This window comes from Opitutaceae bacterium TAV5, from assembly GCA_000242935.3.
GTDB lineage: Bacteria > Verrucomicrobiota > Verrucomicrobiia > Opitutales > Opitutaceae > Geminisphaera.
The window spans coordinates 6805143-6829606 of sequence record CP007053.1; the positions used below are offsets into that span (position 1 = coordinate 6805143).

At 65.6% G+C, this 24464-nt stretch carries 22 protein-coding genes; 13 read left to right on the forward strand and 9 right to left on the reverse strand.

The window, feature by feature from the left end; translation table 11 throughout:
- Nucleotides 1-13 precede the first annotated feature (13 nt).
- Nucleotides 14-1411, forward strand: coding sequence for a hypothetical protein (locus tag OPIT5_28630; GenBank protein ID AHF93567.1), 1398 nt, complete (start codon nucleotides 14-16; stop codon nucleotides 1409-1411).
- On the opposite strand, the gene OPIT5_28635 is transcribed toward OPIT5_28630, so the two are convergent.
- The 9 genes from OPIT5_28635 to OPIT5_28675 form a co-directional block, all read right to left on the reverse strand.
- Nucleotides 1381-2163: a 16S rRNA methyltransferase gene (locus OPIT5_28635; protein ID AHF93568.1), complete on the reverse strand. Its 783-nt coding sequence runs from the start codon at nucleotides 2161-2163 to the stop codon at nucleotides 1381-1383. The genes OPIT5_28630 and OPIT5_28635 overlap by 31 nt on opposite strands.
- Nucleotides 2163-2336 carry a hypothetical protein gene (locus OPIT5_28640; GenBank protein ID AHF94864.1) on the reverse strand — a complete coding sequence of 58 codons (174 nt, stop codon included), beginning with the start codon at nucleotides 2334-2336 and terminating at the stop codon, nucleotides 2163-2165. Before OPIT5_28640 ends, OPIT5_28635 begins: the two co-directional genes overlap by 1 nt.
- Nucleotides 2337-2371: 35 nt before the next feature.
- A complete protein-coding gene (locus tag OPIT5_28645) occupies nucleotides 2372-3364 on the reverse strand; it encodes an L-glyceraldehyde 3-phosphate reductase (GenBank protein AHF93569.1) in 993 nt (330 codons plus the stop codon).
- A gap of 194 nt (nucleotides 3365-3558) precedes the next feature.
- Entirely contained in the window at nucleotides 3559-3813 is a 255-nt protein-coding gene (locus OPIT5_28650) for a hypothetical protein (GenBank protein ID AHF93570.1), read from the reverse strand.
- A 78-nt stretch (nucleotides 3814-3891) separates the two neighbouring features.
- Complete coding sequence (locus tag OPIT5_28655; protein AHF93571.1) at nucleotides 3892-4773, reverse strand: membrane protein; 882 nt, start codon at nucleotides 4771-4773, stop codon at nucleotides 3892-3894.
- 146 nt (nucleotides 4774-4919) lie between these two features.
- Complete coding sequence (locus OPIT5_28660; protein ID AHF93572.1) at nucleotides 4920-6032, reverse strand: membrane protein; 1113 nt, start codon at nucleotides 6030-6032, stop codon at nucleotides 4920-4922.
- 71 nt (nucleotides 6033-6103) lie between these two features.
- Nucleotides 6104-7231 carry a membrane protein gene (locus OPIT5_28665; protein AHF93573.1) on the reverse strand — a complete coding sequence of 376 codons (1128 nt, stop codon included), beginning with the start codon at nucleotides 7229-7231 and terminating at the stop codon, nucleotides 6104-6106.
- Nucleotides 7228-8754, reverse strand: a complete 1527-nt coding sequence (locus OPIT5_28670) for a multidrug ABC transporter ATP-binding protein (protein AHF93574.1) — start codon at nucleotides 8752-8754, stop codon at nucleotides 7228-7230. The genes OPIT5_28665 and OPIT5_28670 overlap by 4 nt, the downstream gene beginning before the upstream one ends.
- A 102-nt stretch (nucleotides 8755-8856) precedes the next feature.
- Nucleotides 8857-9852, reverse strand: coding sequence for a transporter (locus tag OPIT5_28675; GenBank protein AHF93575.1), 996 nt, complete (start codon nucleotides 9850-9852; stop codon nucleotides 8857-8859).
- Between the two features lie 308 nt (nucleotides 9853-10160).
- Here OPIT5_28675 and OPIT5_28680 point away from each other — a divergent pair, with 308 nt between their 5' ends.
- From OPIT5_28680 to OPIT5_28735, 12 genes are all read left to right on the forward strand, one after another.
- Nucleotides 10161-10757: a haloacid dehalogenase gene (locus tag OPIT5_28680; GenBank protein AHF93576.1), complete on the forward strand. Its 597-nt coding sequence runs from the start codon at nucleotides 10161-10163 to the stop codon at nucleotides 10755-10757.
- A 29-nt stretch (nucleotides 10758-10786) separates the two neighbouring features.
- On the forward strand, nucleotides 10787-11902 hold the full coding sequence (locus tag OPIT5_28685; protein ID AHF93577.1) for a histidinol-phosphate aminotransferase: 1116 nt from the start codon (nucleotides 10787-10789) through the stop codon (nucleotides 11900-11902).
- A complete protein-coding gene (locus tag OPIT5_28690; GenBank protein ID AHF93578.1) occupies nucleotides 11899-13158 on the forward strand; it encodes a DNA-cytosine methyltransferase in 1260 nt (419 codons plus the stop codon). Before OPIT5_28685 ends, OPIT5_28690 begins: the two co-directional genes overlap by 4 nt.
- Nucleotides 13159-13277: 119 nt before the next feature.
- Nucleotides 13278-13775 carry a DNA glycosylase gene (locus OPIT5_28695; protein AHF93579.1) on the forward strand — a complete coding sequence of 166 codons (498 nt, stop codon included), beginning with the start codon at nucleotides 13278-13280 and terminating at the stop codon, nucleotides 13773-13775.
- A 371-nt stretch (nucleotides 13776-14146) separates the two neighbouring features.
- A complete protein-coding gene (locus OPIT5_28700; GenBank protein ID AHF93580.1) occupies nucleotides 14147-15811 on the forward strand; it encodes a 2-isopropylmalate synthase in 1665 nt (554 codons plus the stop codon).
- Nucleotides 15812-16453: 642 nt separating this feature from the next.
- Nucleotides 16454-17077 carry a hypothetical protein gene (locus tag OPIT5_28705; protein ID AHF93581.1) on the forward strand — a complete coding sequence of 208 codons (624 nt, stop codon included), beginning with the start codon at nucleotides 16454-16456 and terminating at the stop codon, nucleotides 17075-17077.
- A gap of 162 nt (nucleotides 17078-17239) precedes the next feature.
- Entirely contained in the window at nucleotides 17240-19321 is a 2082-nt protein-coding gene (locus tag OPIT5_28710) for a helicase (protein ID AHF93582.1), read from the forward strand.
- Complete coding sequence (locus OPIT5_28715; protein AHF94865.1) at nucleotides 19318-19467, forward strand: hypothetical protein; 150 nt, start codon at nucleotides 19318-19320, stop codon at nucleotides 19465-19467. Before OPIT5_28710 ends, OPIT5_28715 begins: the two co-directional genes overlap by 4 nt.
- A 68-nt stretch (nucleotides 19468-19535) precedes the next feature.
- Nucleotides 19536-19643 (forward strand): hypothetical protein, encoded by a 108-nt coding sequence (locus OPIT5_28720; protein AHF94866.1) that lies wholly within the window; start codon nucleotides 19536-19538, stop codon nucleotides 19641-19643.
- A 14-nt stretch (nucleotides 19644-19657) separates the two neighbouring features.
- A complete protein-coding gene (locus OPIT5_28725; GenBank protein ID AHF93583.1) occupies nucleotides 19658-21604 on the forward strand; it encodes a sugar ABC transporter in 1947 nt (648 codons plus the stop codon).
- On the forward strand, nucleotides 21601-23502 hold the full coding sequence (locus OPIT5_28730; protein AHF93584.1) for a sugar ABC transporter: 1902 nt from the start codon (nucleotides 21601-21603) through the stop codon (nucleotides 23500-23502). Before OPIT5_28725 ends, OPIT5_28730 begins: the two co-directional genes overlap by 4 nt.
- Before the next feature lie 118 nt (nucleotides 23503-23620).
- Nucleotides 23621-24442 (forward strand): hypothetical protein, encoded by an 822-nt coding sequence (locus OPIT5_28735; protein ID AHF93585.1) that lies wholly within the window; start codon nucleotides 23621-23623, stop codon nucleotides 24440-24442.
- The last annotated feature ends 22 nt before the right edge of the window (nucleotides 24443-24464 follow it).

Sequence of the window (24464 nt, forward strand, 5' to 3'; positions counted from 1 at the left end):
TGCGGTTCTCTTTATGCCCCGCCGCCTTCTGCCAGTTTTTTTCGCTCTTTGGTTCGCCACTCAGGCAACCTTCGCCGCCGACTCCGCCTGCACCGTCGAGGTCCGCACCAAACCCGGCGCTCCGTGGCGGACGGAAAACGTCCGGCTTCTCGCCGATCTGCCCCTTCCTCCCGCGGAGACGGTCCCGCTCGACCGCTTCGGCGGTGACGCCCGCGTGCCGCTTCACGCCACCGGCTTTTTCCGTGTCGAACGGGCCGCCGGCGGCCGCTGGTGGCTCGTGACGCCGGACGGGCACCCGTGGTATTCCGTCGGCCTCGCCGTCGTCAAGTCCGCCTCCGGACGCTCCGCCGTTGTCCGCGAAGCCCTGCGGGAAAAATTCGGCTCCGCCGCCAACTGGGCTGAAACCACCACGCACGACCTTCGCGCTCTCGGTTTCAACTCGCTCGGAGCGTGGTCCGAAACCGCCCCCCTCCGCGCCGTCGCCCGTCCCCTGCCCTACACGCTCGTTCACAATTTCATGGGCAGCTACGGCCGCAAGCGCGGCGGCACGTATCCGCTTCCCGGGCACACCGGCTATCCGGAAAACGCCATCTTTGTTTTCGATCCGGAATTCGAGCGGTTCTGCGACGAATTCGCCGCCGCCCGGCTGCCGGCGACGCGCGACGATCCTTGGCTGGTCGGTTATTTTTCCGACAACGAACTGCCCTTTCGTTCCCGCACGCTCGACAATTTCCTCCGGCTTCCGGCCGACGATCCCGGCGGGCGCGCTGCCCGCGACTGGCTGCACGCCCGCCGCGGCTCCGCCGACGCCGCACCCTCAACCGACGACCGCGCCACCTTCCTCGGCTACGTTGCCGATCGCTATTACCGCATCGTCTCCGCCGCCATCCGCCGTCACGACCCGAATCACCTCTACCTGGGTTCGCGGCTCCACGGTCAGGCGCTCGCCAGCGAGGCCGTGTGGACCGCCGCCGGCCGGTATGTCGATGTGATCGCCGCCAACATCTACGGTCAATGGACGCCGGACCGCGACCGGTTTGCCCGCTGGGCACGCTGGAGCGGCCGTCCTTTCCTCGTCAGCGAGTGGTACGTGAAGGCGGAGGATTCCGGCCTGCCCAATACCACCGGCGCCGGCTGGATCGTCCGCACCCAGGCCGACCGTGGGCGCTTTTACCAGCATTTTGCCCTCGGCCTGCTGGAAACGCCTTCCTGCGTCGGCTGGCACTGGTTCCGGTACATGGACAATGATCCCGCCGACCTCTCCACCGATCCCTCCAACCGCGATTCCAACAAGGGCATTCTCGACATCCGGTTCACGCCCTGGACCGGCCTCACCAGGGCCATGCGCCCGCTCAACGAACGCGTGTACGATCTCGTCGACTATTTCGACCGGCCCGGCCGTGATTCCTGACAGGTTGCCGGAGCATCGGCAGAAGCCCGGCCGGACGAACCGGCGATCATCACCGCCAGCCCCGCCACCACTGCCGTTTCCACCCGCAGGACCCGCGAACCCAGGTGAACGAGCGTGAAGCCGCTCCCGCGCAGCAGGTCGCGGTCGTGGTCGCCCCAGCCGCGCTCCGGGCCGACGGCGAGCACGCAGCCGCCGGAACGTTTGCCCGCGACCGCCTCATGCAGGCCGGCGGTCGCCTCGTAATTGTCGAGCGCGATGCGTAACGAAGCAGCGGATACATTCTCATCCGCCAGCGCCTGCGCCAGCGAACGGTTCCAGGTGACGGCCGGCAGGCTCGTGTCGAACGCCTGTTGCGCCGCGTCCACGAGATGCCGCCGCCATTCACCGGAGCGCCACAGCGTGCTCGCGGCGTAGTTGGGGTCGGTCTTTTCCGTCGCCACAAAGTGGATCGCGCCTACGCCGAGCGTGGTCGCCTCGAACAGGATCTTGCGCGCGGTCTGCGGGCGCGCCAGGCCGACGACGAGCGTCACGGGCGGAAGCGGCGGCGGCTCGCGCGTGGCCGCAAACGAGAGCGTCAGTCCGCTCGGCGTCACGCCGGCGAGGGTCGCCTTGCCTAGCGGACCGTCGATCAGGCCGGCGTCGAAGGTGTCGCCCGGCCGGCGGCGGAGCACCGCGAGGATATGCTCCGCCCGCGGGTCGGTCCGCGGGAGCGGTTTTGCCAGTTCGGAAGGTTCGAAGAGGATGAGGTTCATCAGCGTGGCGCGGGCGTCCCGCCCGCGTCAGAAGTGGCACGGCCATCCTGGCCGTGGACGGCGCGAAGCGCCGCCGGTTTGTTTCCGGTCGCTGCGGAGAGGCAACGCACACGGGCAAGGATGCCCGTGCCACGTTCGGGCGTGCCGCATGCATCCGGCATGCGCGGAGGCATGCTGCTACGTAACCACAGAATGCATTTCCCTCTCCTCACCCTGCCAGCGCCTTTTCGATCGCCGCCAGTTCGTCGGAGGAGAAGTCGAGGGTCTTCAGCGCGGCGAGGTTGTCCTCGAGCTGGCTGACCTTGCTGGCTCCGATCAGTGCCGTAGTCACGCGCTTGTCGCGGATCGTCCAGGCCAGCGCCATCTGCGCCAGCGACTGGCCGCGCTCGCGGGCGATCGCATCGAGCGCCTTCACCTTCGCCAGCACTTCGGGTGTCACGCGGTCGGCCTTGAGGAAACCGTGCGCCTTGGCGGCGCGGGCGTCGTCGGGAATGCCGTTGAGATAACGATTGGTGAGAAGCCCCTGCGCCAGCGGCGAGAACGGGATGCAGCCCATGCCCTCGCGTTCCAGCACGCCGAGCAGTTCGGGTTCGATCCAGCGGTTGAACATGTTGTAAACCGGCTGGTGGATGAGCGCCGGCACGCCCAGTTCGCGCAGCAGTTTCGCGGCGCGCGCCGTCTGTTCGGCGTTGTAGTTGGAAAGACCGGCATGGATCGCCTTGCCGCTGCGCACGGCATGGGCGAGCGCGCCCATCGATTCCTCCAGCGGCGTGTCGGGATCGGGGCGGTGGTGATAAAAAATGTCGACGTAGTCGAGCCCGAGGCGGCGGAGCGAGGCGTCGAGGGAAGAGAGCAGGTATTTGCGCGAACCCCACTCGCCATACGGGCCGGGCCACATCCGGTAGCCGGCCTTGGTGGAAATCACGAGTTCGTCGCGGTACGGGGCGAGGTCATGGCGGAGCATTTTCCCGAAATTCTCCTCGGCCGAGCCGGGCGGCGGACCGTAGTTGTTGGCGAGATCGAAGTGCGTGACGCCGAGATCGAAAGCGCGCCGCACGATGGCGCGGCTGTTTTCGAATACATCGACACCGCCGAAGTTGTGCCACAGTCCGAGCGAGACCAGCGGCAGGTGCAGGCCGGAGCGGCCGCAGCGGCGGTAGAGCGAGGGATTATCGTAACGGGACGGGGAAGCGAGATACATGGGATCCGTTACTGCCCGTTGCCGGTCCGGCTGCCAAACGGATTCTGCAAGACCGGACAGCCTTGTGGCCGGCAAACAGCGGAGGCGGCCCGGCAGCCATCCGGTTTGCACAGGAAGACGCGGCGAAGACCGCCGCTTCTTCTGTCATTCTGTCGTAGCAACACTCAGGCAAGATGCCCGACGATGCGCGTCGGTCAGCGATCCTCGTAGGTGAGCCCCTGAATCACACCCTGTGCATCGACCTTGAGCGTGGTCACGTCGTCACCGTCCTGGAAGACCCAGGTGGACGTCCCGTCGGGATTCGGGATGCGATCCTTCGGCGCGCCGTGCTTGGACAGATATTTCGCCGCCGGTTCGCCGACCCATTCCTTGCTGAGCGATTTTTGCGAGACACAGCCGCCGGCAAGCAGGGCGGCAACAAGACTGAACAGGAGGATAGAGGTTTTCATAGGGTTAATGATATATGGAGTCCGACCTGTACCCTGCCTCAACTTCGCGGTCTGGCAACCCTGCCATGCAAAATCATGTCAGGAAGGCGGCCGGCCCTCCGGCGCAGGCGAGGCGGATGCGGCGGGCTGCGCGCGCCGGAGTTTCTCGAGGCGGTCGAGCACGTCGGCGTTCATGCGGTCCACCTTTTCGTGCAGGTGCATGATCTCGAGTTCGGCCTTCAGGTTCACATCGTACTCCACGTCGGAGCGTACCCGGTCCTTCGCCGCCTGGCGGTTCTGGCTCAACAGCACGAAGACCGAGAGGAAAATCGCTTCCAGCGAAACCGTCAGCGTGAGAAACCCGAACGGATACGGATCGAACTGCGGGATGCCCGGCACCTTCACCGTGTTGAGAACGAGCCAGAGCGTGAACCAGATCACGTGCAGGATCAGGAACGTGATGCTGCCGGCAAACTCCGCGATCCAGTCCGCCGACTTCTGCACGAGAGTGCGGTTGTCCGCCGCGGCCTCGTTGACGTTGCGCGTGGCCGTGTGCCGCAGTTTTTCGGCCGATACACGCATGCGGCGCCCCATCGCGGTGAGAAAACTCATCGCCGTGGTCGGGTGCGCCTGCAAAAATGCCTCGAGGCGGTCACGGCTCACGCGCACGGCCTCGAGATCCTCCACCACACGGACCGAAGCGCTGCGCGGTCCTCCGTCGAGCATCGAAAGTTCGCCAAAAAATTCTCCCGCCCGGGGCGTCTCGAGCACGACCTGTTCGCCGGTGTTGTTCTTGAAAAACACCTCCACATGGCCCGTGCAGATCACATAGAACGAATCACCCGGATCGCCGACGTTGAATACCGTCGAATTTTTCGGATAACGGACGATTTCCAGGGTTTTCCCCAGCGTCTCGCGTTCCTGATCGCTCAGGAATTTGAACAGCGGGACCTCTTTCAGCAGGTCGGCGGCAAGGCTCATGTGGCAGGATCGTCAGGATAAACGTTGTGGCAGAAACGCCGGAAGCGGAACGACCGGCACCGTGGCGATGCCTGGGGACGGAGTCAGCTCATTTTTGCAAAAGACAGACACTTATCACCTTTCCTTGCGTGGCGTGGCCTCTCCCATCACGTCGCCTTCCGCCGGAAAACCACGCCCGCCGCCGTCAGGGTGACCGCCCCGATCACCAGCAGCGGCCAAGCCAGCTCCGCGACGTGCGCGGGGGTCGCATTTTTCAGGTACACCGCCTTCACCACTTCCATGAAGTGCCGGATCGGATTGAACCACGAAACATGCTGGAGGAACACCGGCATGTTTTCCACCGGCGCCGCGAAACCCGACAGCATGATCGCCGGCATCATGAAGCTGAACATCCCCAGAAACGCCTGCTGCTGCGTCGCGCAGACCGACGAAATGAAAAGCCCCACGCCGGCCAGCGCCAGCGCGTAGAGCAGGATGCCGCCGTAAAGCATCAGCAGGCTGCCCTGGAACGGCACGCGGTAAACGAACACCGCCGCCAGCAGGATGAGCGTCGCCTGAAACGCCGCCACGAGCACCGCCGGGGCGATTTTCCCGGCCATGATCATCTCGGGCGTGAACGGCGACACCAGCAACTGGTCAAACGTCCCCTGCTCGCGCTCGCGCGCCACCGAAAGCGCCGTCACCACCAGCACGCCCACCGTCGTGATGATCGCGATCAGGCACGGCAGGACGAAGTCGAGGTAATCGAGATTCGGGTTGAACCAGTTGCGCACCGCCAGGGCATCCTGCGCAGCCGGCCCGGCGACGACGGCAACGGCATCGCCCGCCGCCAGCCCCGCCGCAATCTGCCGGAGGTAGCCCGCGACGATCTGCCCGCTGTTGGACCTTCGCCCGTCCAGCACGATCTGCAACTGCGGCGCATCGCCGCGCGCCACCCGCCGGGAAAAATCCGGCGGGATGCGCACCGCCGCCAGCGCCTGCTGCTCCTCGATGGCGCGCGTCAGCTCCGCCTCGCTTCGCAGAAAAAGGATTTTCGCAAACGTGCGCCGCGCCGAGCCGAGCCGTTGCACGAGTTCGATGGCCGCCGGTCCGCCATCCCGGTCGTAAACGGCCAGGGTGGCGTTCTTCACTTCCAGCGTCGCCGCCAGCGGGAACAGCGCCATCTGCAGGATCACCGGCATGACCAGCAGCAACCGCCCCTGGCGGTCGCCGAGCAAGGTCTGCAATTCCTTGCGGACGAGAACGAGTATGCGGCGCAGGGTGTTCATTGTTTTCCGTGTTTGCAGATTCCGGGGCTCCGGGTGTCGGCCTCGGGGATTTCCACCCGGTTTCAGTCCAGCCGCCTCCTTGTTTTCAGCGCGGTGATCCCCAGAAACAGCACCGCGGTGCAGCCGAGGAAAACCAGACACGGACGCACCACGGGCCACAGGTCGCCCGCCTGGAAAATCGTCTGCATCGCCGTCACGAAATAGCGCGCCGGGATCACGTGGCTCGCCGCGCGGACCGGCGCGGGCATCGACGCGATTTCAAAGATGAATCCCGACAGCATCATCGCCGGCAAAAACGCCGCCATGAGCGTGGCCTGCGCCGCATTGAACTGGTTGCGCGTCACCGTGGAAAGCAGCAGCCCCATCCCCAGCACGCTCAGCAGAAACAGCGACCCCGCCGCCCAGAGCGCGAACAACGATCCGCGAAACGGCACGCCCATCACTCCGCGCGCCACCGCCACGCACAGAAACAGCACCGCCATCCCGAGCACGTAGTAGGGCACGATCTTGCCCAGGAGCATTTCGGCCCGGGTGACCGGCGATGCCAGCAACGCCTCCATGGTCCCGCGTTCCCACTCGCGCGCCACGACGAGCGCCGTGAGCAGCGCGCCGATGACCGTCATGATGACCGTGATCGAGCCCGGTATCAGGTAATAGCGGCTCTCCGCCGTCGGGTTGAACCAGAAGGTCTGTTCCAGCGAGATGGCATGCGCGGCGGGCGGCGGCAGCCCGAGATCGTCCGCGCGGTGCTCCAGCCAGCCCTGCCAGGCGCCGAGCACGTAAGCCTGCACGAAGCTGGCCGTGTTGGGTTCCGAACCGTCGGCCACGACCTGGAGCGGCGCGGCCGCCGCGCCCTCGCGCTCCACCCGCGCGGAGAAGTCCGGCGGGATCACCACGAATCCGCGAATCCGCGACCGCGTCAGCGCCTCGCCCATCGCACCGCGATCCGTGAACGCCTGCACGTCGAGGTAAGGCGATCCGGTAAAACTCGCCGCCAGCCGCCGCGCTTCCGGCGACGTGTCTTCGCAGAGCAGCCCGATGCGCGTGCGCCCCGTGTCGAGATTGAGGCCGTATCCGTAAATGAACAACATGACCACCGGCAGGATGAACGCGATGAGGATGGTCACGGGGTCGCGGACGATCTGCAGCGATTCCTTCCGGCAAAGGGCGACGAGACGACGGAGGTTCACAGCCCGCTCCCCTCCACCAGCGTGATAAACGCCTCTTCCATCGTTTCCGCGCCGGCCTGCCGCTTCAGTTCCGCCGGAGTGCCGTTGGCGATGAAGCGGCCGCGATACACCAGCCCGATCCGGTCGCAGTATTCGGCCTCGTCCATGAAATGCGTCGTCACCATCACCGTGACGCCGCGCGCCACCGCCGCCTTGATGTGCGACCAGAACTCGCGGCGCGTCACCGGATCCACGCCCGACGTCGGCTCGTCCAGAAACAGCAGGTCCGGCCCATGCATCACCGCGCAGGCCAGCGCCAGCCGTTGCTTGAACCCGAGCGGCAACGAATCCGCCTTCGCCGCGAGATACGGCCCCAGGTGAAAACAGTCCGTCACCGCGGCCATCGCCTCGCGCTGGGCCCGTCCGTTGAGGCCGTAGGCTCCGGAAAAAAACGCCAGGTTCTGCGCCACCGTGAGGAGACCGTAGAGCGAGAACTTTTGCGCCATGTAGCCGATCCGCTGCCTCGCCTGCGCCGGACTGTGCCGCAGGTCGATCCCCGCCGCCATCGCGTGGCCGGAGGTGGGCGCGAGCAGGCCGCAGAGCATCCGGAACGTGGTCGATTTCCCCGCGCCGTTGGGACCGAGCAACCCGTAAATTTCCCCGCGCTTCACTTCAAAGGTGATCCGGTCGGCCGCCGTGAAGTCGCCAAACGTGCGCGTCAGGTCGCGCGTCGCGATCACGGTGGAACCATCGCGCGGGATGTCGCGCAGGATGCCCGTCAACGGCGACACTCCCGCCGGCGCTCCGCCGAGAAGCCCGATGAACGCATCCTCGAACCGCGGCCTCTTCCCGTCCTCGCCTCCGGAAGCCCGGGAGATCAGCTCCGCCGGCGTGCCGGAAAACAACGTTTTCCCCTCGTTGAGCAGCAGCACGTCGTCGCACCGTTCGGCTTCGTCGAGGTAGGCCGTGCTCCAGACGACCGCGATGCCCTCGCCGGACAACTCGCGCACCATCCGCCACAACTCGCGTCGCGAGATCGGATCCACACCCACGCCCGGTTCGTCGAGCAGCAACAACTTCGGCGTGCCGAGCAGCGCGCAGGCCAGCCCGAGTTTTTGTTTCATGCCGCCGGAGAGTTTTCCCGCCAGCCGGTCCGTAAAACGGGCCAGATCCGTAAACGTCAGCAACCGTTCGAAGGTCGTCCGTCGCTCCGCCCCGACGAGGCCGCGCAGGTCGGCGTGAAGCGTGAGATTTTCCTGAACCGTGAGGTCCTCGTACAATCCGAATTTTTGCGGCATGTAGCCGACGAGTCCCCGCAGCGCCGCGGCCTCGCGCACCGGATCATGGCCAAACACCCGGAGGGTTCCCGCATCGGGTTTCATCAACCCGGCCATCAGTCGCATCAGCGTGGTTTTCCCCGCTCCGTCCGGTCCGACGAGTCCTGCGATCCGCCCGCGGTGAATCTCCGCCGACACGCCTTCCAGCGCCGGTTTCGGTGAACCGGGAAAGGTGCGGGTAATCTCGCTCAGGGTGACGGCGGGCATGGGCGGGAAATGCTGAAGCTGGAATCAGGCACCGGAACGAGACATGTCGAGGAGGCGGAATACGAAAACCGGAGCGTATGCAAGTGCCGCCATTTCAGATTTTCAGTTTTCAGTTTTCAGTTTTTTCATACGCACCGTCACCGGCATCCCCTGCCGGAGTTGCGAATCCGGCTCCGCGATCACGATCCTCAGGCGATAAACCAGCGATGTCCGCAGGTCTTCCGTCTGCACGGTCTTCGGCGTGAATTCGGCCCGCGGAGACACAAACCCGATCGTGCCGCGATACGGCTTCCCCGGCCGGGCGTCGGTCAGCACCTCGACTTCCGTTCCGGGCGCCACCGTGCCGAGGTCCGGCTCGTCCACGTAAGCGCGCACCCACACCGGACGGTCGAGCGACAGCGTCAGCACCGTCGAGCCCGGCTGCACGATGCTGCCCGGCTCCAGCGCCCGCGTGGAGAGCGTGCCCGCCGATGGCGCCGCCAGCGTGGTATCATCGAGATTGATACGCGCCGCCGCCAGCGCCGCGCGCGCTTCGGCTGCCTGCGCCCGGGCGCGGGCGATATCCTCGACGCGATAGCCGGCTTCCAGCAGGGCGAGGCTGGCTTCGGCCGCCTGCAACTGCCTGGCCGTCTCCGTCTGGCGCGCGAGGCGGTCGTCGTGTTCTTCCTGCGGGATGACGTTTTTGGCGATCAGTTCCCGGGCGCGGTTCGCGTTGAGCGCGGCATTGGCATGGATGGCTTCGGCCTGGCCAACGTTGGCGCGGGCCTGCGCGATCTCCTCGGGGCGATAACCGGCGGCGAGACGTTGCGCCTCGGCTTCGGCCGCCGCCAGCGCCGCCTCGGCCTGCTCGACCACGCGCGCATAAGGCCCGGCATCCAGTCTCGCCAGCACCGCGCCGGCCGCGATCGCGTCGCCTTCGTCGTGGAGCACTTCGGTCACACGTCCGGCAACGCGGAAACCCAGGTTCACCTCGCGAATGTCCACGTTGCCGTACAGCGTGAGGACGCCGTCGCGGGCAGGCGCCGGACGCAGCCGGAAAAACCATGCCAGCCCGACGACCGCGACAAGCAGGAGGAGAACGGGGAGTTTTTTTTTCATGAAAGGACGGCGGAGGTGATCGCAGAAGAGACGGAGACCGAAGCACAGCGTATGATTTCCCTATGGAACAGGATCATTTTGAATAAACCGCTAACGGACGCTAAACCGGATTTTTTCCGATTGTCCGGTTTTTAGCGACCATTAGCGATCTTTAGCGGTCTCCCTCTCTCCGGTTACCGCACGGCCAGGATAGCCGGGCCACACGCACGCCGTCCCTGAGGTTGCCCCGGATTACACCCGGTCCGTCGGGCCGGGGTGAAATCGCCGTTGCCACCTGGCCTTCCGGACGGTGGTCTGGAAGGGAACGCATGAAAATCGACATTCCCGAAGGCGACTTCGCCGGCTACATCTTCGACCTCGACGGCACTCTCGTTAACTCGATGCCCGTCCACTACCTCGCCTGGGACGAGGCCATGCGCGGGTTTGGCATGCCCGGCACCCTCAACGAAGATCTCTTTTATTCCCTCAGCGGCGTCTCCACCGTGCAGGTCGCGGAAATCCTCGGCAAACACTACCAGCTCGACCTCGACCGCGAAACCGTGGCCTCCCGCAAGGAGGCGCTTTATCTCGACCGGCTCGACAAACTCGAACACATCGCCCCGGTCGTCGACTTCGCCCGCCGCATTTCGAAAACCCGCCCGGTTGCCATCGCCACCGGCGGCGGCCCCGAAATCGCCCTGCCCGCGCTCGACGCCGCCGGCCTGCGCGACCTGTTCCCGATCATCGTCACCCCGCTCGACGTCGCTCCCGGCCGGGGCAAGCCCGAGCCCGACATCTTTATCGAGGCCGCCCGCCGCATGGGCGTGCCACCCGGAAAATGCCTCGTATTCGAAGACGGCGAACCGGGCATCCGCGGCGCCCGCGCCGCCGGCATGCAGGTCGTCATCGTCCCCAGCCGCACCTGATCCGGCCTTCGGGCTTTCACTTCTTTCCCATGCTCCTCACCGATCTCGTCAATCCCGCCATCCTCAAACAACCCGTCTACGAACCGGGCAAACCCATCGAGGATGTCGCCCGTGAACTCGGGCTCGATCCGGCCAGCATCATCAAGCTCGCCTCCAACGAAAACGCCCTCGGCCCCTCGCCCCGCGGCGTCGCCGCCGCCACCGCCGCCCTCGGCCACGCCGAACTCTACCCCGATGGCGGCTGCGTGACCCTGCGCGCGAAACTCGCCGCCCGGTACGAACTCGACCCGTCGCAGTTCGTCATCGGCAACGGTTCCAACGAGCTCCTCGAACTCCTCGGCCACGTGTTCCTGCGACCCGGCGACGAGGTCGTCATGGGCAACCCCGCCTTCATCATTTACAAGCTCGTCGCCCTCCTCTTCGGCGCGAAGCCCGTCGAGGTGCCGCTCGTCGATCACACCCACGATCTTCCCGCGCTCGCCGCCGCCGTCACGCCGCTCACGAAACTCGTTTTCGTCGCCAGCCCCAACAACCCCACCGGCACCGCCAACCCCGCCGCCGACCTGCTCGCCTTTGCCCGCGCCCTGCCGCCTCACGTCGTGCTCGTCCTCGACGAAGCCTACGCCGAATTTCTCGAAGGCGATTACCGCGCCGACATCCGCCCGCTCATCGCCGAAGGCCGGCATGTCATCGGCCTGCGGACGTTTTCCAAAATCTACGGCCTCGCCTCCCTGCGCGTCGGCTACGGCTATTGCAGCCCGGAACTGGCCGGCCTCCTCAACCGCGCCCGGCAGCCCTTCAACGTCAACGCCATCGGCCTCGCCGCCGCCGAGGCCGCTCTCGACGACCACGAATTCGTCGCGCGCAGCCTCGCCACCAACCGCGCCGGCCTCGCGCAACTGGAAGCCGGCCTGCGTGCGCTCGGGTTCGGGTTCGACATAAAAACCGTGCCCAGCCACGCCAATTTCATCCTCGCCAAAACCGGCCATGGCGCCCGCGTGTTTGCCGAGCTCCAGAGGCGCGGCGTGATCATCCGCCCCGTCGCCGGCTACGGCCTGCCCGACTGGATCCGCATCACTGTCGGCACCGAGTCCCAAAACGACCGCCTCCTCCGCGAACTCGCCACCGTCCTCCGCCTCCCGTGAGCCCGCTCCGTCCCGTCGAAATCCACCGCCTCCTGCGCCAGGTCCGCCGCGATATCCCGCGCACCGCGCTCGCCCGCCTGCTCGGCGTCACGACCAAAAGCCTCAGCCAGTGGGAAACCGGCGAAGTCCCCTGCCCGCCCATGCTCGGCACCGCGCTCTCCGGCCTCCGCGACGCCCGCCCGGGGCAAAACGGCGCACCGGCGGCGTTCACGTTCATCGACCTGTTCGCCGGCATCGGCGGCATCCGCATCGGCTTCGAAGCCGCCGGCGGCCAATGCGTGTTCACCTCGGAGTGGAATGCGTATTCGCAAAAAACCTACCGCGCCAATTTCGGCGAAAACCACCCGATCGTCGGCGACATCGTGCCCTTCCCCGCCGCCGACGTGCCCGATCACGACGTGCTCCTCGCCGGCTTCCCCTGCCAGCCGTTCTCCATCGCCGGCGTCAGCAAGAAACGCTCGCTCGGCCGCCCCGACGGCTTCGCCTGCGCCACGCAGGGCACGCTCTTTTTCGACGTCGCCCGCATCATCGCCGAAAAGCGCCCGCCCGCCTTCCTCCTCGAAAACGTCAAGAACCTTGCCAGCCACGACAAGGGCAACACCTTCCGCGTCATCCTCGCCACGCTCCGCGACGAACTCGGCTACGACATCCACTGGCGCGTGATCGACGGACAAGCCTGGGTGCCCCAGCACCGCGAGCGCATCCTCATCGCCGGCTTCCGCGAAAAAACCGCTTTCACCTGGGACGCCCTCGAAAAACCCCGCGCCAGACCCGCCCTCTCCGACATCCTCCATCCCGAAGATGGCAGCGAACCCGTCGAGGAACCGTACACGACCGGCGACCGTGCCGCCGTCGCCGGCCGCTACACGCTTACCGACAAACTCTGGGCCTACCTGCAAGCCTACGCCGCCAAACACCGCGCCGCCGGCAACGGCTTCGGCTTCGGCCTCGTCACGCCCGGCGACGTCGCCCGCACGCTCTCGGCCCGCTACTACAAGGACGGCTCCGAAATCCTCCTCAGCCGCGGTCCCGGGAAAAACCCGCGCCGGCTCACCCCGCGCGAGTGCGCCCGCCTGATGGGTTTCCCGGATACGTTCCGCATCCCGGTCAGCGACACCCGCGCCTACGCGCAATTCGGCAACTCGGTCGTGGTGCCCGTCATGCGCGAAGCCGCCCGCATCATGCTCCCGCACATCCGCGCCCTGAAGGCCAGACACACGCCCGCCGCCACCCAGCCCGAACTGGCCTTGGCCTGAATTCCTCAAAATCGTGCCCACGAAACACACGAAAAGACACGAAAAGGAAACCTGAAGTAGCGGATGGTCTTTTTTTTCGTGTCTTTTCGTGTGTTTCGTGGGCTCATCTTCCCCGCTCCATGACCGATATCGTAAACAAGGCGACGCGCAGCCGGATGATGAGCGGTATTCGTGGTGAGAATACGAAGCCGGAAATCCGCATCCGCCAGTTGCTGCACCGGGACGGATTTCGCTTCCGGCTCCACGGCCGCGACCTCCCCGGCAAGCCCGACATCGTGCTCCCGCGCTACCGCGCCGTGGTGTTCGTCCATGGCTGCTTCTGGCATGGTCATGATTGCCACCTCTTCAAACTCCCCGGCACCCGCCGCGCCTTCTGGACGGCCAAGATCGGTCGCAACCGCATCCGCGACGATGAAAATGTGGCCGGTCTCCTCGCCCTGGGCTGGCGCGTCGCCACAATCCGGGAGTGCGCGCTCAAGGGTCGCACGCGTCTCCTCGAAACGACCGTCGCCTCCCATCTGGCCGTCTGGCTGCGGGGCGACGCCCCCCTGCTGACCATCGAAGGCCGGCGCTCCTCCCCCGAAAAACATGTGACAAAGAACGTTGATAGTCGGTAGCTTGTAGTTGGAAATCTGAAGTTTGAAGTTGGTGCAGAAAGAGAGTGCCGGATTTCTGGCGGACCACCAACTGTCCGTTTCCAAACTTCCAACTTCAAATTTCCAACTACAACCTGCCTCCACGCAGCATCCTTGACTCCGCCCCCTGCTTTCGCTTATACCTCACCGCCTTGATGCGATCCACGCACACGAATCTCCTGCGACTTACTCTGGCGCACGGTCACTGAAACGGCCGCCCGGCAGCGGCTGATCGTGCGTCCTTCCCCTCTCGCAGCGAGCCCGATTCAACCGGCATCGGCTTTGCCGTTCCCTGTTCACATGCGCCGGCTTTCCGTTTAGCACTTTTTTCAAAACCAATACCACTCACCGTCATGCAATCCGCTCCCGTCACCAAATACCGGCCCTTTCCGCCGGTGAACTTGCCCGACCGACAATGGCCGTCGCGCACCCACACGCAGGCCCCCGTCTGGTGCAGCGTCGATCTCCGCGATGGCAACCAGGCGCTCGCCCAGCCGATGAGCGTCACGGAAAAACTCGAGTTTTTCGACATGCTCGTCCGCATGGGTTTCAAGGAAATCGAAGTCGGTTTCCCCTCCGCCTCGCAGATCGAGTTCGATTTCTGCCGCCGCCTCATCGACGAAAAACGCATCCCCGACGATGTCGCCATCCAGATCCTCTGCCAGTGCCGCGAGGAGCTCATCACGCGCTCCCTCCAGGCCTTGCGCGGTGCCAGAAACGTCATTTTCCATCTCTACAATTCCACCTCGCCTTACCAGCGCCGGTACGTCTTCGGCGCGACCAAGGACGACATCAAGGGCATCGCTGTCCGCGGCGTCGAATTGCTCAAGAAACACGCCGCCCCGCTCATCGCCGAAGGCACGCACATCCGCCTGCAATACTCGCCGGAGAGCTTCAACAGCACCGAACTCGAATTTGCGCTCGAAGTCTGCGAAGCCGTCACCGACGTCTGGCAGCCCACGCCGCAGGACAGGATCATCATCAACCTGCCCGCCACCGTCGAGTACGCCACGCCCAACATCCATGCCGACCAGATCGAGTGGATGTGCCGGCACCTCACGCGCCGCGACTCCACGCTCGTCTCGCTCCACACGCACAACGACCGCGGCACCGGCGTGGCCGCCACCGAACTGGCCTTGCTCGCCGGCGCCGACCGCGTCGAGGGCACGCTCTTCGGCAACGGCGAACGCACCGGCAATCTCGATATCGTGACGGTGGCGCTCAACCTCTACACGCAGGGCGTCCACCCGAACCTCGATTTCAGCAACATCAACGCCATCCGCGAGGTGTACGAACGCTGCACGCGCATGGAGGTGCCTCCGCGTCATCCCTATGCCGGCGACCTCGTGTTCACCGCCTTCAGCGGTTCCCACCAGGATGCGATCAAAAAATCCTGGCCATACCAGAAACCCGGCCAGCCGTGGACGACGCTCTACATCACGATCGACCCGGCCGATGTCGGGCGTAACTACAAGGCGATCATCCGCATCAATTCGCAGTCCGGCAAGGGCGGCGTTGCCTATATCCTCGAAAACGAATTCGGCTACCAGCTCCCCAAGCTCATGCACAAGGAGATCGGCAAGATCGTCAACGACCTCGCCGACAGCAAAGGCACCGAGCTGACACCTGCGGATATCCACGACGCCTTCGTCCGCGAATACATCGACCGCCGCACGCCGCTCGCGCTCGAGAATTTCAAGGCCACCGAACGCGACAGCGCCGTCATCTGCGAGGCCCGGATCGTCTACAACGGCCAGGCACAGACCGTGGGCGCGCGTGGCAACGGCCCGATCGATGCCTTCGTCCGCGCGCTCGCCACGGCCGGCGTGCCTGCGTTCGAGCTGGTCAGCTATTCCGAACACTCGATCGGCCGCGGGGCCGACACGCTGGCGGTCTCGTACATCCAGGTCAAAAGCATGCCGGGCGGAAACACCTTCTTCGGCGCCGGCATGGACACCAACATCGAGCTCGCCTCGATCAAGGCCGTCGTCAGCGCCGTGAACCGCTCGCTCGCCTGAGCAGCCCCGCACACTCCCCGCGGCGGAGAACCCTCCCGGTTCTCCGCCGCTTTTTTGTATCCGGAAACCAATGCAGAGCCCCGGAGCAAGCCCCGGACAGGTATTGGAGCGGCGGCGTCCCCGCCACCGGACGCGCGACAGCGCGCCTTCCGGTCCTGCGGGACTTTCGCCCCGTCCGTCACCCTGCGCGGACTTGCCCGAAATGCCTTCGCGCCGGCAAAAATACGGATGCGGCTGAAGTGATCGGGTCAAATCCCCGACGCCACGAATAACGCCGCCGCCCTGCAAACAGGACCTGCGGGCAGGCCGACCTGGAACTGGCCCGGAACATTATAACGGGGATTTCCCTGACTCACTCCTCCCCCTGAATGCGGATTGTCACCCCGCTTTCCCAATCCTTTCCCCTGACAGGCAAAGACATTCGTTTTACCCGCCCCGATGGCCATCCATCGGTTATCCCGCCTTCACCTGTCAGGCAAACACCTGAACAAATCGCCCGGCGAAGGCATTTTCCATTTTCTTATACACATGTATTCCAAAACTAATTACCCGCGTAACTAATATTAAAATACAGGGTTTACCCGACTACCGGGTCGGGGAGTGGAGCCGGTATCATTTGGCCAACATCTGATTCACGACTCTATGAAAAACCATGCCATGCGATATCACGCTCCGGAGGTCTGCACGAAGACCCTCTCTGCCGCCGCGAACAGGACGCAGCCGGAGACGAAGACGGGAAACACCATCACCAGATGGATGCGCGCTGCGATGAAGGCCTCCCCTCCCTTGGCGATCTTTTCCCTGGCGCTTCTGTTTGGCGGCTGCGCAGCCACCCCTGAAATACGCAATGTCGATGCGCCCAACGCCTGCATGATCAACTCCATTCGCTACAAGGACGCGCTCGCGGCAAAAGCCTCGCTGGAGGAAGGCTCCCATTGGGCGGAAGTCATCAGCGTGGTCTGGGACGCCCGTCCCTCGAAATCCAGACTCGGACATGCGCTCTGTTTCTTTGAATATGGCGGATCGACCCTGGTCTACGATCCGAGCTACGGAACCAGCATCCTGATCCGGGGCCGTGTCGAAAAGAACCCGAAAAAACTCGCCGAACACTGGATCATGAAGGAGCGGATCATCGGCCGGTTTCCCTGGGACGGCGAGATCCTGAACGTCACCCGCTACGGTGAAAATCCGGAGATGGAAGTGGTGCAGCACGTCACCCGACACGAGGACGCCTTGCCTGCCGCGCCTACTCTGTCCGGCAGTTGACAGACCTTCGCGGGCAGCAGGCGCCGCGTGTGCCTGGGCATGCCCGGATCGGGCGCAATGTCCGGGCTCTTTGGCGGCGGCAAACCCGGTCCTTGCGCGCTTGCTCTTGTTCCCTCGTCCCCGGAAGCTCGGTGTTTTTCCGCATCCGCACCACACTTCCCGATGATCGGCCTGAGCGAAACCAATGACGCCCCCCCTCCGGAGCTGCCGCCCCCGTCGCGCGCTCCGGGGCTCGCCGCGCATGTCTTCGCTCCCGGCGGCACGCTCCAGGCCGGCCTCAAGCTCGAGCACCGTCCGCAGCAGGAAGCGATGGCCCGCGCCGTCGCCCGCTCGTTCGCCGACAACGCCCCTCTCCTCTTCGAGGCCGGCACCGGCGTCGGCAAATCCCTCGCCTACCTCCTCCCCGGCATCATCCACGCCATGGACCAGAGCCGGCAGATGATCGTCTCCACCCACACGATCGCCCTCCAGGAACAGATCGACCGCAAGGACCTGCCGCTCTGCCGCCGCGTGTTCGCGGCCTCGCCGGAAACCGCCGGCTACGCCGATTTCAAGTCCGCCGTCCTCGTCGGCAAGGGCAACTACCTGTGCACGACGCGCCTCGCCGCCGCCCTGCGCGACAAACACGAACTTTTTTCCACCCCCGAACACGCCGAGCTCCAGCGCATCGCCGACTGGGCGCAAAACTCGCCCGAAGGGCTCCGCCACGAACTCAACCCGCCGCCCGCTCCCGAGGTGTGGGAACTGGTCAACGCCGACTCCTCCGCCTGCGCCCGCAAATACTGCAATTGCGAGACGTGTTTCTACCAGCGCGCCCGCGCCCGCATCAGCAAGGCCCACGTCATCGTCGTCAACCACTCGCTCCTCTTCGCCCTCCTCAACGCCGGCGGAGCTCCCGGCGGCAACACGCGCGGGGTGCTCTTTCCCGACGACTTCGTCGTCCTCGACGAAGCCCACACCGTGCCCGGCGTCGCCACCGACTACTTCGGGTTGCGCATCAGCAGCTACGGCGTGGACCGGATGCTCAAGTACCTCTACAACCCGCGCACCCGCCGCGGCCTCCTCAAAAAAACCGGCGCGCTCCCGCACGAACTGCAACTTGTGGACGACGCCCTCGAAGCCGCCCGCCAGTTTTTCGCCCACGTCGAGGAACGCCTCCTCCTGCAACGCCCGATCGCCCGCGTGCGCTCGGAGGGGTTTGCCGAGCCCTGGCTCGACGGGCCGCTCACCGCGCTGCACAAGGTCGTGCGCGACCGCGCCGACAAGCTCCCCGATGACTCCAGCCAGCGCCAGGAAATGCTCGAACAGGCGGCCAAAATCAAAAGCTGCCAGACCGGCATCAGCCAGTTCCTCACCGTCGCCGAGCCGGACAAGCTCGTTTACTGGGCCGAACGCAGCGGACGCCGCCAGACGATCATCACCCTGCGCACCGCGCCCATCGACGTGGCGCCGTGCATCCGCGACGCTCTTTTCGACCGCGGCACCGCCGTCGTCTGCACCAGCGCCACGCTCGCCCTCGGCGGTCGCATCGAGCCCTTCCAGCACCGCATCGGCGGCGAGGCCGCCCGCACGGCCATCGAGGCGTCGCCCTTCGACTTCGCCCGCCAGATGCGCGTCTACGCCGCCACCGACATCCCGCCGCCCTCGCCGCAGGACGCCCGGCTCGCGCTCGAATCGCTGATCGACTACATCGACTTCTGCACCCGCCGCACGCAGGGCGGTTCGCTCGTCCTCTTTACCAGCTACGCCGACATGAAACGCGTGGCCGAGGAGCTGGAGCCGGTTTACGAAGGGGCGAAACGGCCTTTTCTCATGCAAGGCCGCGACGCTTCGCGCACCGAACTCGCCCGGCTGCTGCGCGAGACAGGCAACGGCATCCTTTTCGGCACGGACAGTTTCTGGACCGGCATCGACGTGCCGGGCGATTCGCTCTCGCAAGTCATCATCACGCGGCTGCCCTTCGAGGTGCCCACGCATCCGATTCTCGAGGCGCGCACGGAGTGGGTGCGCGAGCGCGGCGGCAATCCGTTCCAGGAGATCACGCTGCCCGAGGCGCTGATGACTTTCCGGCAGGGCGTGGGCCGGCTGATCCGCAGCGCGCGCGATCGCGGGGTCATCACGCTGCTCGACCCGCGGATCATCCAGAAACCTTACGGGCGAATGTTTGTCGAGAGCCTGCCGAACACCAGCGTGGTGCGGATCAACCGGCACAACCGGGCGGAAAAATTTGTGCCGTTCGTGTGAGCCGGACGTCGACGCTGCGAGGCAAAACCGTGCTCCTTCTTGCGAGCGCCGGTTCGCCTGCGCATCTTCCCGCCATCGACCATGCACTCAAACCCGTTCTCTCCGCCCTCGCCGCCAGCGTAAAACGCCGCACCATCACCACCTGAGCGTATAACCCGCAACCTTCCGGCGCCGGGTTCCTGCCGGCGCTTTTTTCCTGTCACAAAACTGCCACATGAAATACCGGAAACCCGGAAACACCGACCTCCAGCCAAGCCTCACCGGTCTGGAAAGCATCTCCATCGAGGAATCGCCCGTCGCGCTCCCCAATCCTTTGCCGTGAGTCGCGCCGCCGCCATGCCTGCCGGCGTCGCCCCCCGCGGCGCCAGCCGCAACGGAGGCCGTCCTCCCGGATCGCTCCCGCCCGGAGCCTCCGCCCGTGTCGCGGACGCGCCGGCGCCCTCGCGTTCCGCCTTGCTGCGCCTGCTGGCTCTCTGCTGGCGCGACCGCGTGCGTTGCCTCCAGGTCATCGTCTGCCAGATCTGCCTGCTCGCGCTCGGCCTTGTCGGCCTCGGTTCGGCCGGCCTGGGCATCGACTACCTGCACGCCACGCTCTCGCCCGGCGTCCCGCCCGCACGCTGGCCGCTGGGCCTCGTCCCGCCGGCTTCATGGGAGCCGATGACCGTCCTTCTGCTCGTCGCCGCGGTCGTTGTCCTCGCCGCCCTGCTGCGCGGCGCGCTCACCTGGCTGGCCGGCGCGCTCCTCGCCCGCCTCGTCCACCGTCGCGTCATCTCCGATCTGCAGACCGCCGTGTTCTCGAAACTCCAGCGCCTGCACTTCCGCTTTTTCGACCAGCACAGCCGCGGCGAAATCATCAACCGGGCCACCGGCGACATCGCCTCCGTGCGCGCCTTTGTGGATACCGTGCTGGTTCAGGCCCTCGTGACGGTCCTCACCATCTCCGTCTATCTCGTTTACATGCTGAACATCCACGTCGGCCTCACCCTCGCCTGCCTCGCGTTGCTGCCGCTGCTCGTTTTCATCTGCATCCGCTACTCGCGCTCCGTGCATCCGCTCTACCTGCGCAACCGGTCGCTCTTCGACCGCATGGTGCTCACCCTCGCCGAGTCCATCGAGGGCGTCGGCGTCATCAAGGGCTTCGCCCGCGAGCCCGAGGTTTCGGATCACTTCCGCTCCGACAATCTCGCCGTGAAGGACCAGCAGCGCCGCATCTTCTGGCGCATGTCGCTGTTCACCCCGGGCATTGATTTTCTCACCCAGATCAGCCTCGTGACCCTGCTCCTCTACGGCGGCAAGCTCGTGATCGACGGCACCCTGCCTCTCGGCACCGGCCTTGTCGTCTTCGCCGGCCTGCTGCAACAGTTTGCCAACCAGGTCACCACCATCGCCCAGATCGCCAATGGTATCCAGGAAAGCCTTACAGGAGCCCGCCGCGTGTTCGACATCCTCGACGCCCCCGCCGGCCTGCCCCTGCCCGCCCGCCCGGTCATCCCCGCGCGCGGCGGCGGCTCCGTGCGTTTCGAGAACGTCTCGTTCCATCATATCGAGGACGGCCCCGCCGTGCTCGACGGACTGAGCTTCGACATCGCCCCCGGCGAATGCGTCGCCATCGTCGGCGAGACCGGCTCGGGCAAGAGCGCGCTGCTCAGCCTCATCCCCCGGTTCTACGATCCCGCCGCCGGCCGCGTGCTCGTGGACGGCGTGGACGTGCGCGACTGGGACTTGCAGGCGCTGCGCCGCCGCGTCGGCGTGGTGTTTCAGGAAAACTTCCTGTTCAGCGACACCGTGGCCGCCAACATCGCCTTTGGCCAGCCCGACGCCTCCCGCGAGGCGATCGTGACCGCCGCCAAAGCCGCCTGCGCGCACGACTTCATCGAAGCCCTTCCCGACGGCTACGGGGCCATCCTCGGCGAGAGCGGCGTCGATCTTTCCGGCGGCCAGCGCCAGCGGCTCACCATTGCCCGTGCCCTGCTCGCCAATCCCGCCATCCTGCTCCTCGACGATCCCACCGCCGCGATCGATCCCGAAACCGAGCACGAAATCCTCGCGGCCATCGAGCAGTCCCTTGCCGGCCGCACCACCTTCGTGGTTGCCCACCGCCTCAGCACGCTCCGTCGCGCCGACCGGATCATCGTCCTCGAACACGGTCGCATCGTCCAGGCCGGCACCCACGCCCGGCTCATGCAGGAAGACGGCCCCTATCGCGGCGCCGCCATGCACCAGATGGTTGACGACGAAAGTCGCCGCCTGCTCGCCGGGGAAAGCGACCCGGTTGCCCCATGAGCTCGCCCTTTCACGGAGCCGGACGCGGCAATCCCCTGCGCGGCCTCGGAGAGGAACGTCCTCCCGGCGCCGCCATCGACTGGAAGGTCATCCGTCGCGTGCTCGCCTATAGCCGGCCCTATGCGGCCAAGCGCAATTTCATCTTCGTGCTCACCGCCGTCCGCGCCCTGCAAAAACCGGCGCTCGCCTGGTCGATCGCGGCGATTATCAACGGCCCCGTCACGCGCGGCGACTATCGCCTCACCGTGATCGAAACGCTCGGCTTCGTGGGTCTGCTGGCGTTCACCGCCGTCATCTTTCATCTCCGCCAGCGCAACCAGCTCGAACTGGGCGAGGCGGTCATCCACGATCTGCGCAACGACGTCTTCGGCAATCTCCAGCGCATGCCGCTGGCCTGGTTTCACAAAACCAAACTCGGCCGCATCCTCAGCCGCGTGATCACCGACATCGAATCGGTGCGTCGCGGCATGCAGCAGGTGTTTTTCTTCAGCATCCTGCTGCTCGGCCAGATGCTCGGCGCCGCGGCCCTCATGCTCTACTACAACCGGGTGCTGTTCCTGCTCCTCCTCGGCGTGGGCCCGGTCATCTGGCTGACCAGCCGCTATTTTCACCCCCGGCTGAGCCGGCTGTCCCGCGCCGCCGCCGAGAGCAGCAGCCGCCTCACCGGCAACCTCGCCGAATCCGTGCGCGGCATGCGCGTCATCCAGGGCTTCACCCGCCAGCGCCGGGGCGAGGATATCTTCGAAGGCTACGTCAGCAAGCTCGCCGGCGACAACGTCGCGCTCGCGTCCGAATCCGCGCTCTATGTGCCGTTGCTCGACCTGAGCAGCCAGTTCTTCATCGCCGCCATGCTCGTCGTCGGCGGCTACGGCGCGCTCCACGGTTTTGCCGGCATGGAAGTCGGCAGCCTCATCGCCTTCTTCTTCTTGCCCGCCCTTTTTTTCCAGTCGCTCCAGCAACTCGGCAACCTCTACACGCAGACGGTCACCTCCATGGCCGGCGCGGAACGCGTCTTCCGTCTCATCGACCTGAAGCCCGAGTGGAGCGATGCGCCCGAGGCCGGCGACCTGCCCGACCCGCGGGAGACCGCCGGATCGCGCCCTGCCCCCGGCGCCCGCGTCGAGTTTCGCAATGTCTGCTTCGGCTATGACCCTGCGCGCCTCGTCCTCCACGACATCAACCTCGTCGCCACGCCCGGCCAGACCCTCGCGCTCGTCGGACACACCGGCAGCGGCAAGTCCTCCATCATCAATCTCGTCTGCAAGTTCTACCTGCCCACCACCGGCGAGGTCCTCATCGACGGACGCGAAATCCGCACCCTCCGCTCCGCATCGCTGCACCGGCAGACCGGCATCGTCTTCCAGACCAACTTCCTTTTCACCGGCACCGTCCGCGAAAACATCCGCTTCGGCCTCCCCTCTGCCACCGACGCCGACGTGAACGACGCCGCCCGCCAGCTCGATTGCCTCGACCTGCTCGAAAGCCTCCCGCAAGGACTCGACACCGAGGTCGGCGAAGGCGGCGCCAGCCTTTCCCTCGGCCAGCGCCAGCTCGTCTGTTTCGCCCGCGCCCTCCTTGCCAACCCCCGCATCCTCATCCTCGACGAAGCCACCAGCGCCGTCGATCCCGTCACCGAACACCGCCTCCAGCACGCGCTCTCCCGCCTGCTCTCCGGCCGCACCAGCTTCGTCGTCGCCCACCGCCTCAGCACCATCGTCCGCGCCGACCACATCCTCGTTCTCGACCAGGGACGCATCGTCGAACGCGGCAATCACCGCGAACTCCTCGCCCGGCGTGGCAAATACCACGACCTCTACCGCCAGTTCGTCTTCGCCGGTCTCGCCGGTGAAACGACATCGGCGCCGGACGCAAAGCCCGCTGGCGCCGGATCGATATGATCACGCGGCGGCCCCGCGTGGGCGCGCGTGCAGCCCGGCTCGTGAAATTCCCGGCAAAAATGTCAGTCCGGTTCCCGTTTTACTTCAACCTTCGGGTTCCTCAACGTTTCCCTTTTCCGTGACCGCTCTTCTCGCCAAATACCGCCATGTGTTCCTCGTCGGAATCCAGGGCAACCTCGTTTACCGGTGGAACTTCGCCATCCGGGCCACGCTTTCGTTCATCCACCTCGCCTACGTGTTCATCCTGTGGGGCGCGGCCTACGCGGGCAAAACCGAACTCGGCGGCTTCGATCTCCGGCAAACGCTCACCTACTTCGTGGTCGTTCTCGTGCTCCAGTTTTTCATCAGCGCGATGAACGAGGATTACGAGGTTTCGGAAGAGATCCGCAACGGGCTCATCAACCAGTTTCTCACCAAGCCGGTAAACTATTTCGGTTACCGGCTCACGCTCTACAGCGCGGCGCGCGCCGTCTCCGGCCTGCTCGCACTCGTGCCGCTGGCGCTCTTCCTGCCCTGGCTCTCCGGGCATCTCTCGTTCCCCTCCCCCGCCGACGCCGGCTGGATGTACCTGGCGGCCGCGCCTGCGCTCGTCATGTCCGCACTGATCCAGTTTACCATCGCCTACATTTTCGGACTGCTGACCTTCTGGTTTCTGGAAATCCAGTCGTTCGTCATCCTCTCGCTGGCGGTGGAAACGATCCTCGGCGGCCAAGTGTTCCCGCTCGACCTGATGCCGCGCTGGTTTCTCGAAATTTCCTCGTGGCTCCCGTACTATTACCAGATGTATTTCCCCGCCGCTCTTCTCACCGGCCGCATCTCCGACCCTGCGCTTGCCGTGCGCGGGCTCTGCGTGCAGGCCTTCTGGGTTGCAGCCCTCCTCGCGATGGCTCACTTCCTCTGGACCCGCGGCCTGCGGCGGCATACCGCCGTAGGAGGATGAAACCAGCCGTCTGAACAACACC

Excerpts from the sequence above, each read along its gene's own strand:
- OPIT5_28650 (AHF93570.1), bottom strand. The coding sequence starts at position 3,813 with ATGAAAACCTCTATCCTCCTGTTCAGTCTTGTTGCCGCCCTGCTTGCC.
- OPIT5_28645 (AHF93569.1), bottom strand. The coding sequence starts at position 3,364 with ATGTATCTCGCTTCCCCGTCCCGTTACGATAATCCCTCGCTCTACCGC.
- OPIT5_28700 (AHF93580.1), top strand. The coding sequence starts at position 14,147 with ATGCAATCCGCTCCCGTCACCAAATACCGGCCCTTTCCGCCGGTGAAC.
- OPIT5_28630 (AHF93567.1), top strand. The coding sequence starts at position 14 with ATGCCCCGCCGCCTTCTGCCAGTTTTTTTCGCTCTTTGGTTCGCCACT.
- OPIT5_28720 (AHF94866.1), top strand. The coding sequence starts at position 19,536 with ATGAAATACCGGAAACCCGGAAACACCGACCTCCAGCCAAGCCTCACC.
- OPIT5_28675 (AHF93575.1), bottom strand. The coding sequence starts at position 9,852 with ATGAAAAAAAAACTCCCCGTTCTCCTCCTGCTTGTCGCGGTCGTCGGG.
- OPIT5_28705 (AHF93581.1), top strand. The coding sequence starts at position 16,454 with ATGAAAAACCATGCCATGCGATATCACGCTCCGGAGGTCTGCACGAAG.
- OPIT5_28670 (AHF93574.1), bottom strand. The coding sequence starts at position 8,754 with ATGCCCGCCGTCACCCTGAGCGAGATTACCCGCACCTTTCCCGGTTCA.
- OPIT5_28635 (AHF93568.1), bottom strand. The coding sequence starts at position 2,163 with ATGAACCTCATCCTCTTCGAACCTTCCGAACTGGCAAAACCGCTCCCG.
- OPIT5_28640 (AHF94864.1), bottom strand. The coding sequence starts at position 2,336 with ATGCCTCCGCGCATGCCGGATGCATGCGGCACGCCCGAACGTGGCACG.
- OPIT5_28725 (AHF93583.1), top strand. The coding sequence starts at position 19,658 with ATGCCTGCCGGCGTCGCCCCCCGCGGCGCCAGCCGCAACGGAGGCCGT.
- OPIT5_28680 (AHF93576.1), top strand. The coding sequence starts at position 10,161 with ATGAAAATCGACATTCCCGAAGGCGACTTCGCCGGCTACATCTTCGAC.
- OPIT5_28730 (AHF93584.1), top strand. The coding sequence starts at position 21,601 with ATGAGCTCGCCCTTTCACGGAGCCGGACGCGGCAATCCCCTGCGCGGC.
- OPIT5_28695 (AHF93579.1), top strand. The coding sequence starts at position 13,278 with ATGACCGATATCGTAAACAAGGCGACGCGCAGCCGGATGATGAGCGGT.
- OPIT5_28685 (AHF93577.1), top strand. The coding sequence starts at position 10,787 with ATGCTCCTCACCGATCTCGTCAATCCCGCCATCCTCAAACAACCCGTC.
- OPIT5_28655 (AHF93571.1), bottom strand. The coding sequence starts at position 4,773 with ATGAGCCTTGCCGCCGACCTGCTGAAAGAGGTCCCGCTGTTCAAATTC.
- OPIT5_28710 (AHF93582.1), top strand. The coding sequence starts at position 17,240 with ATGATCGGCCTGAGCGAAACCAATGACGCCCCCCCTCCGGAGCTGCCG.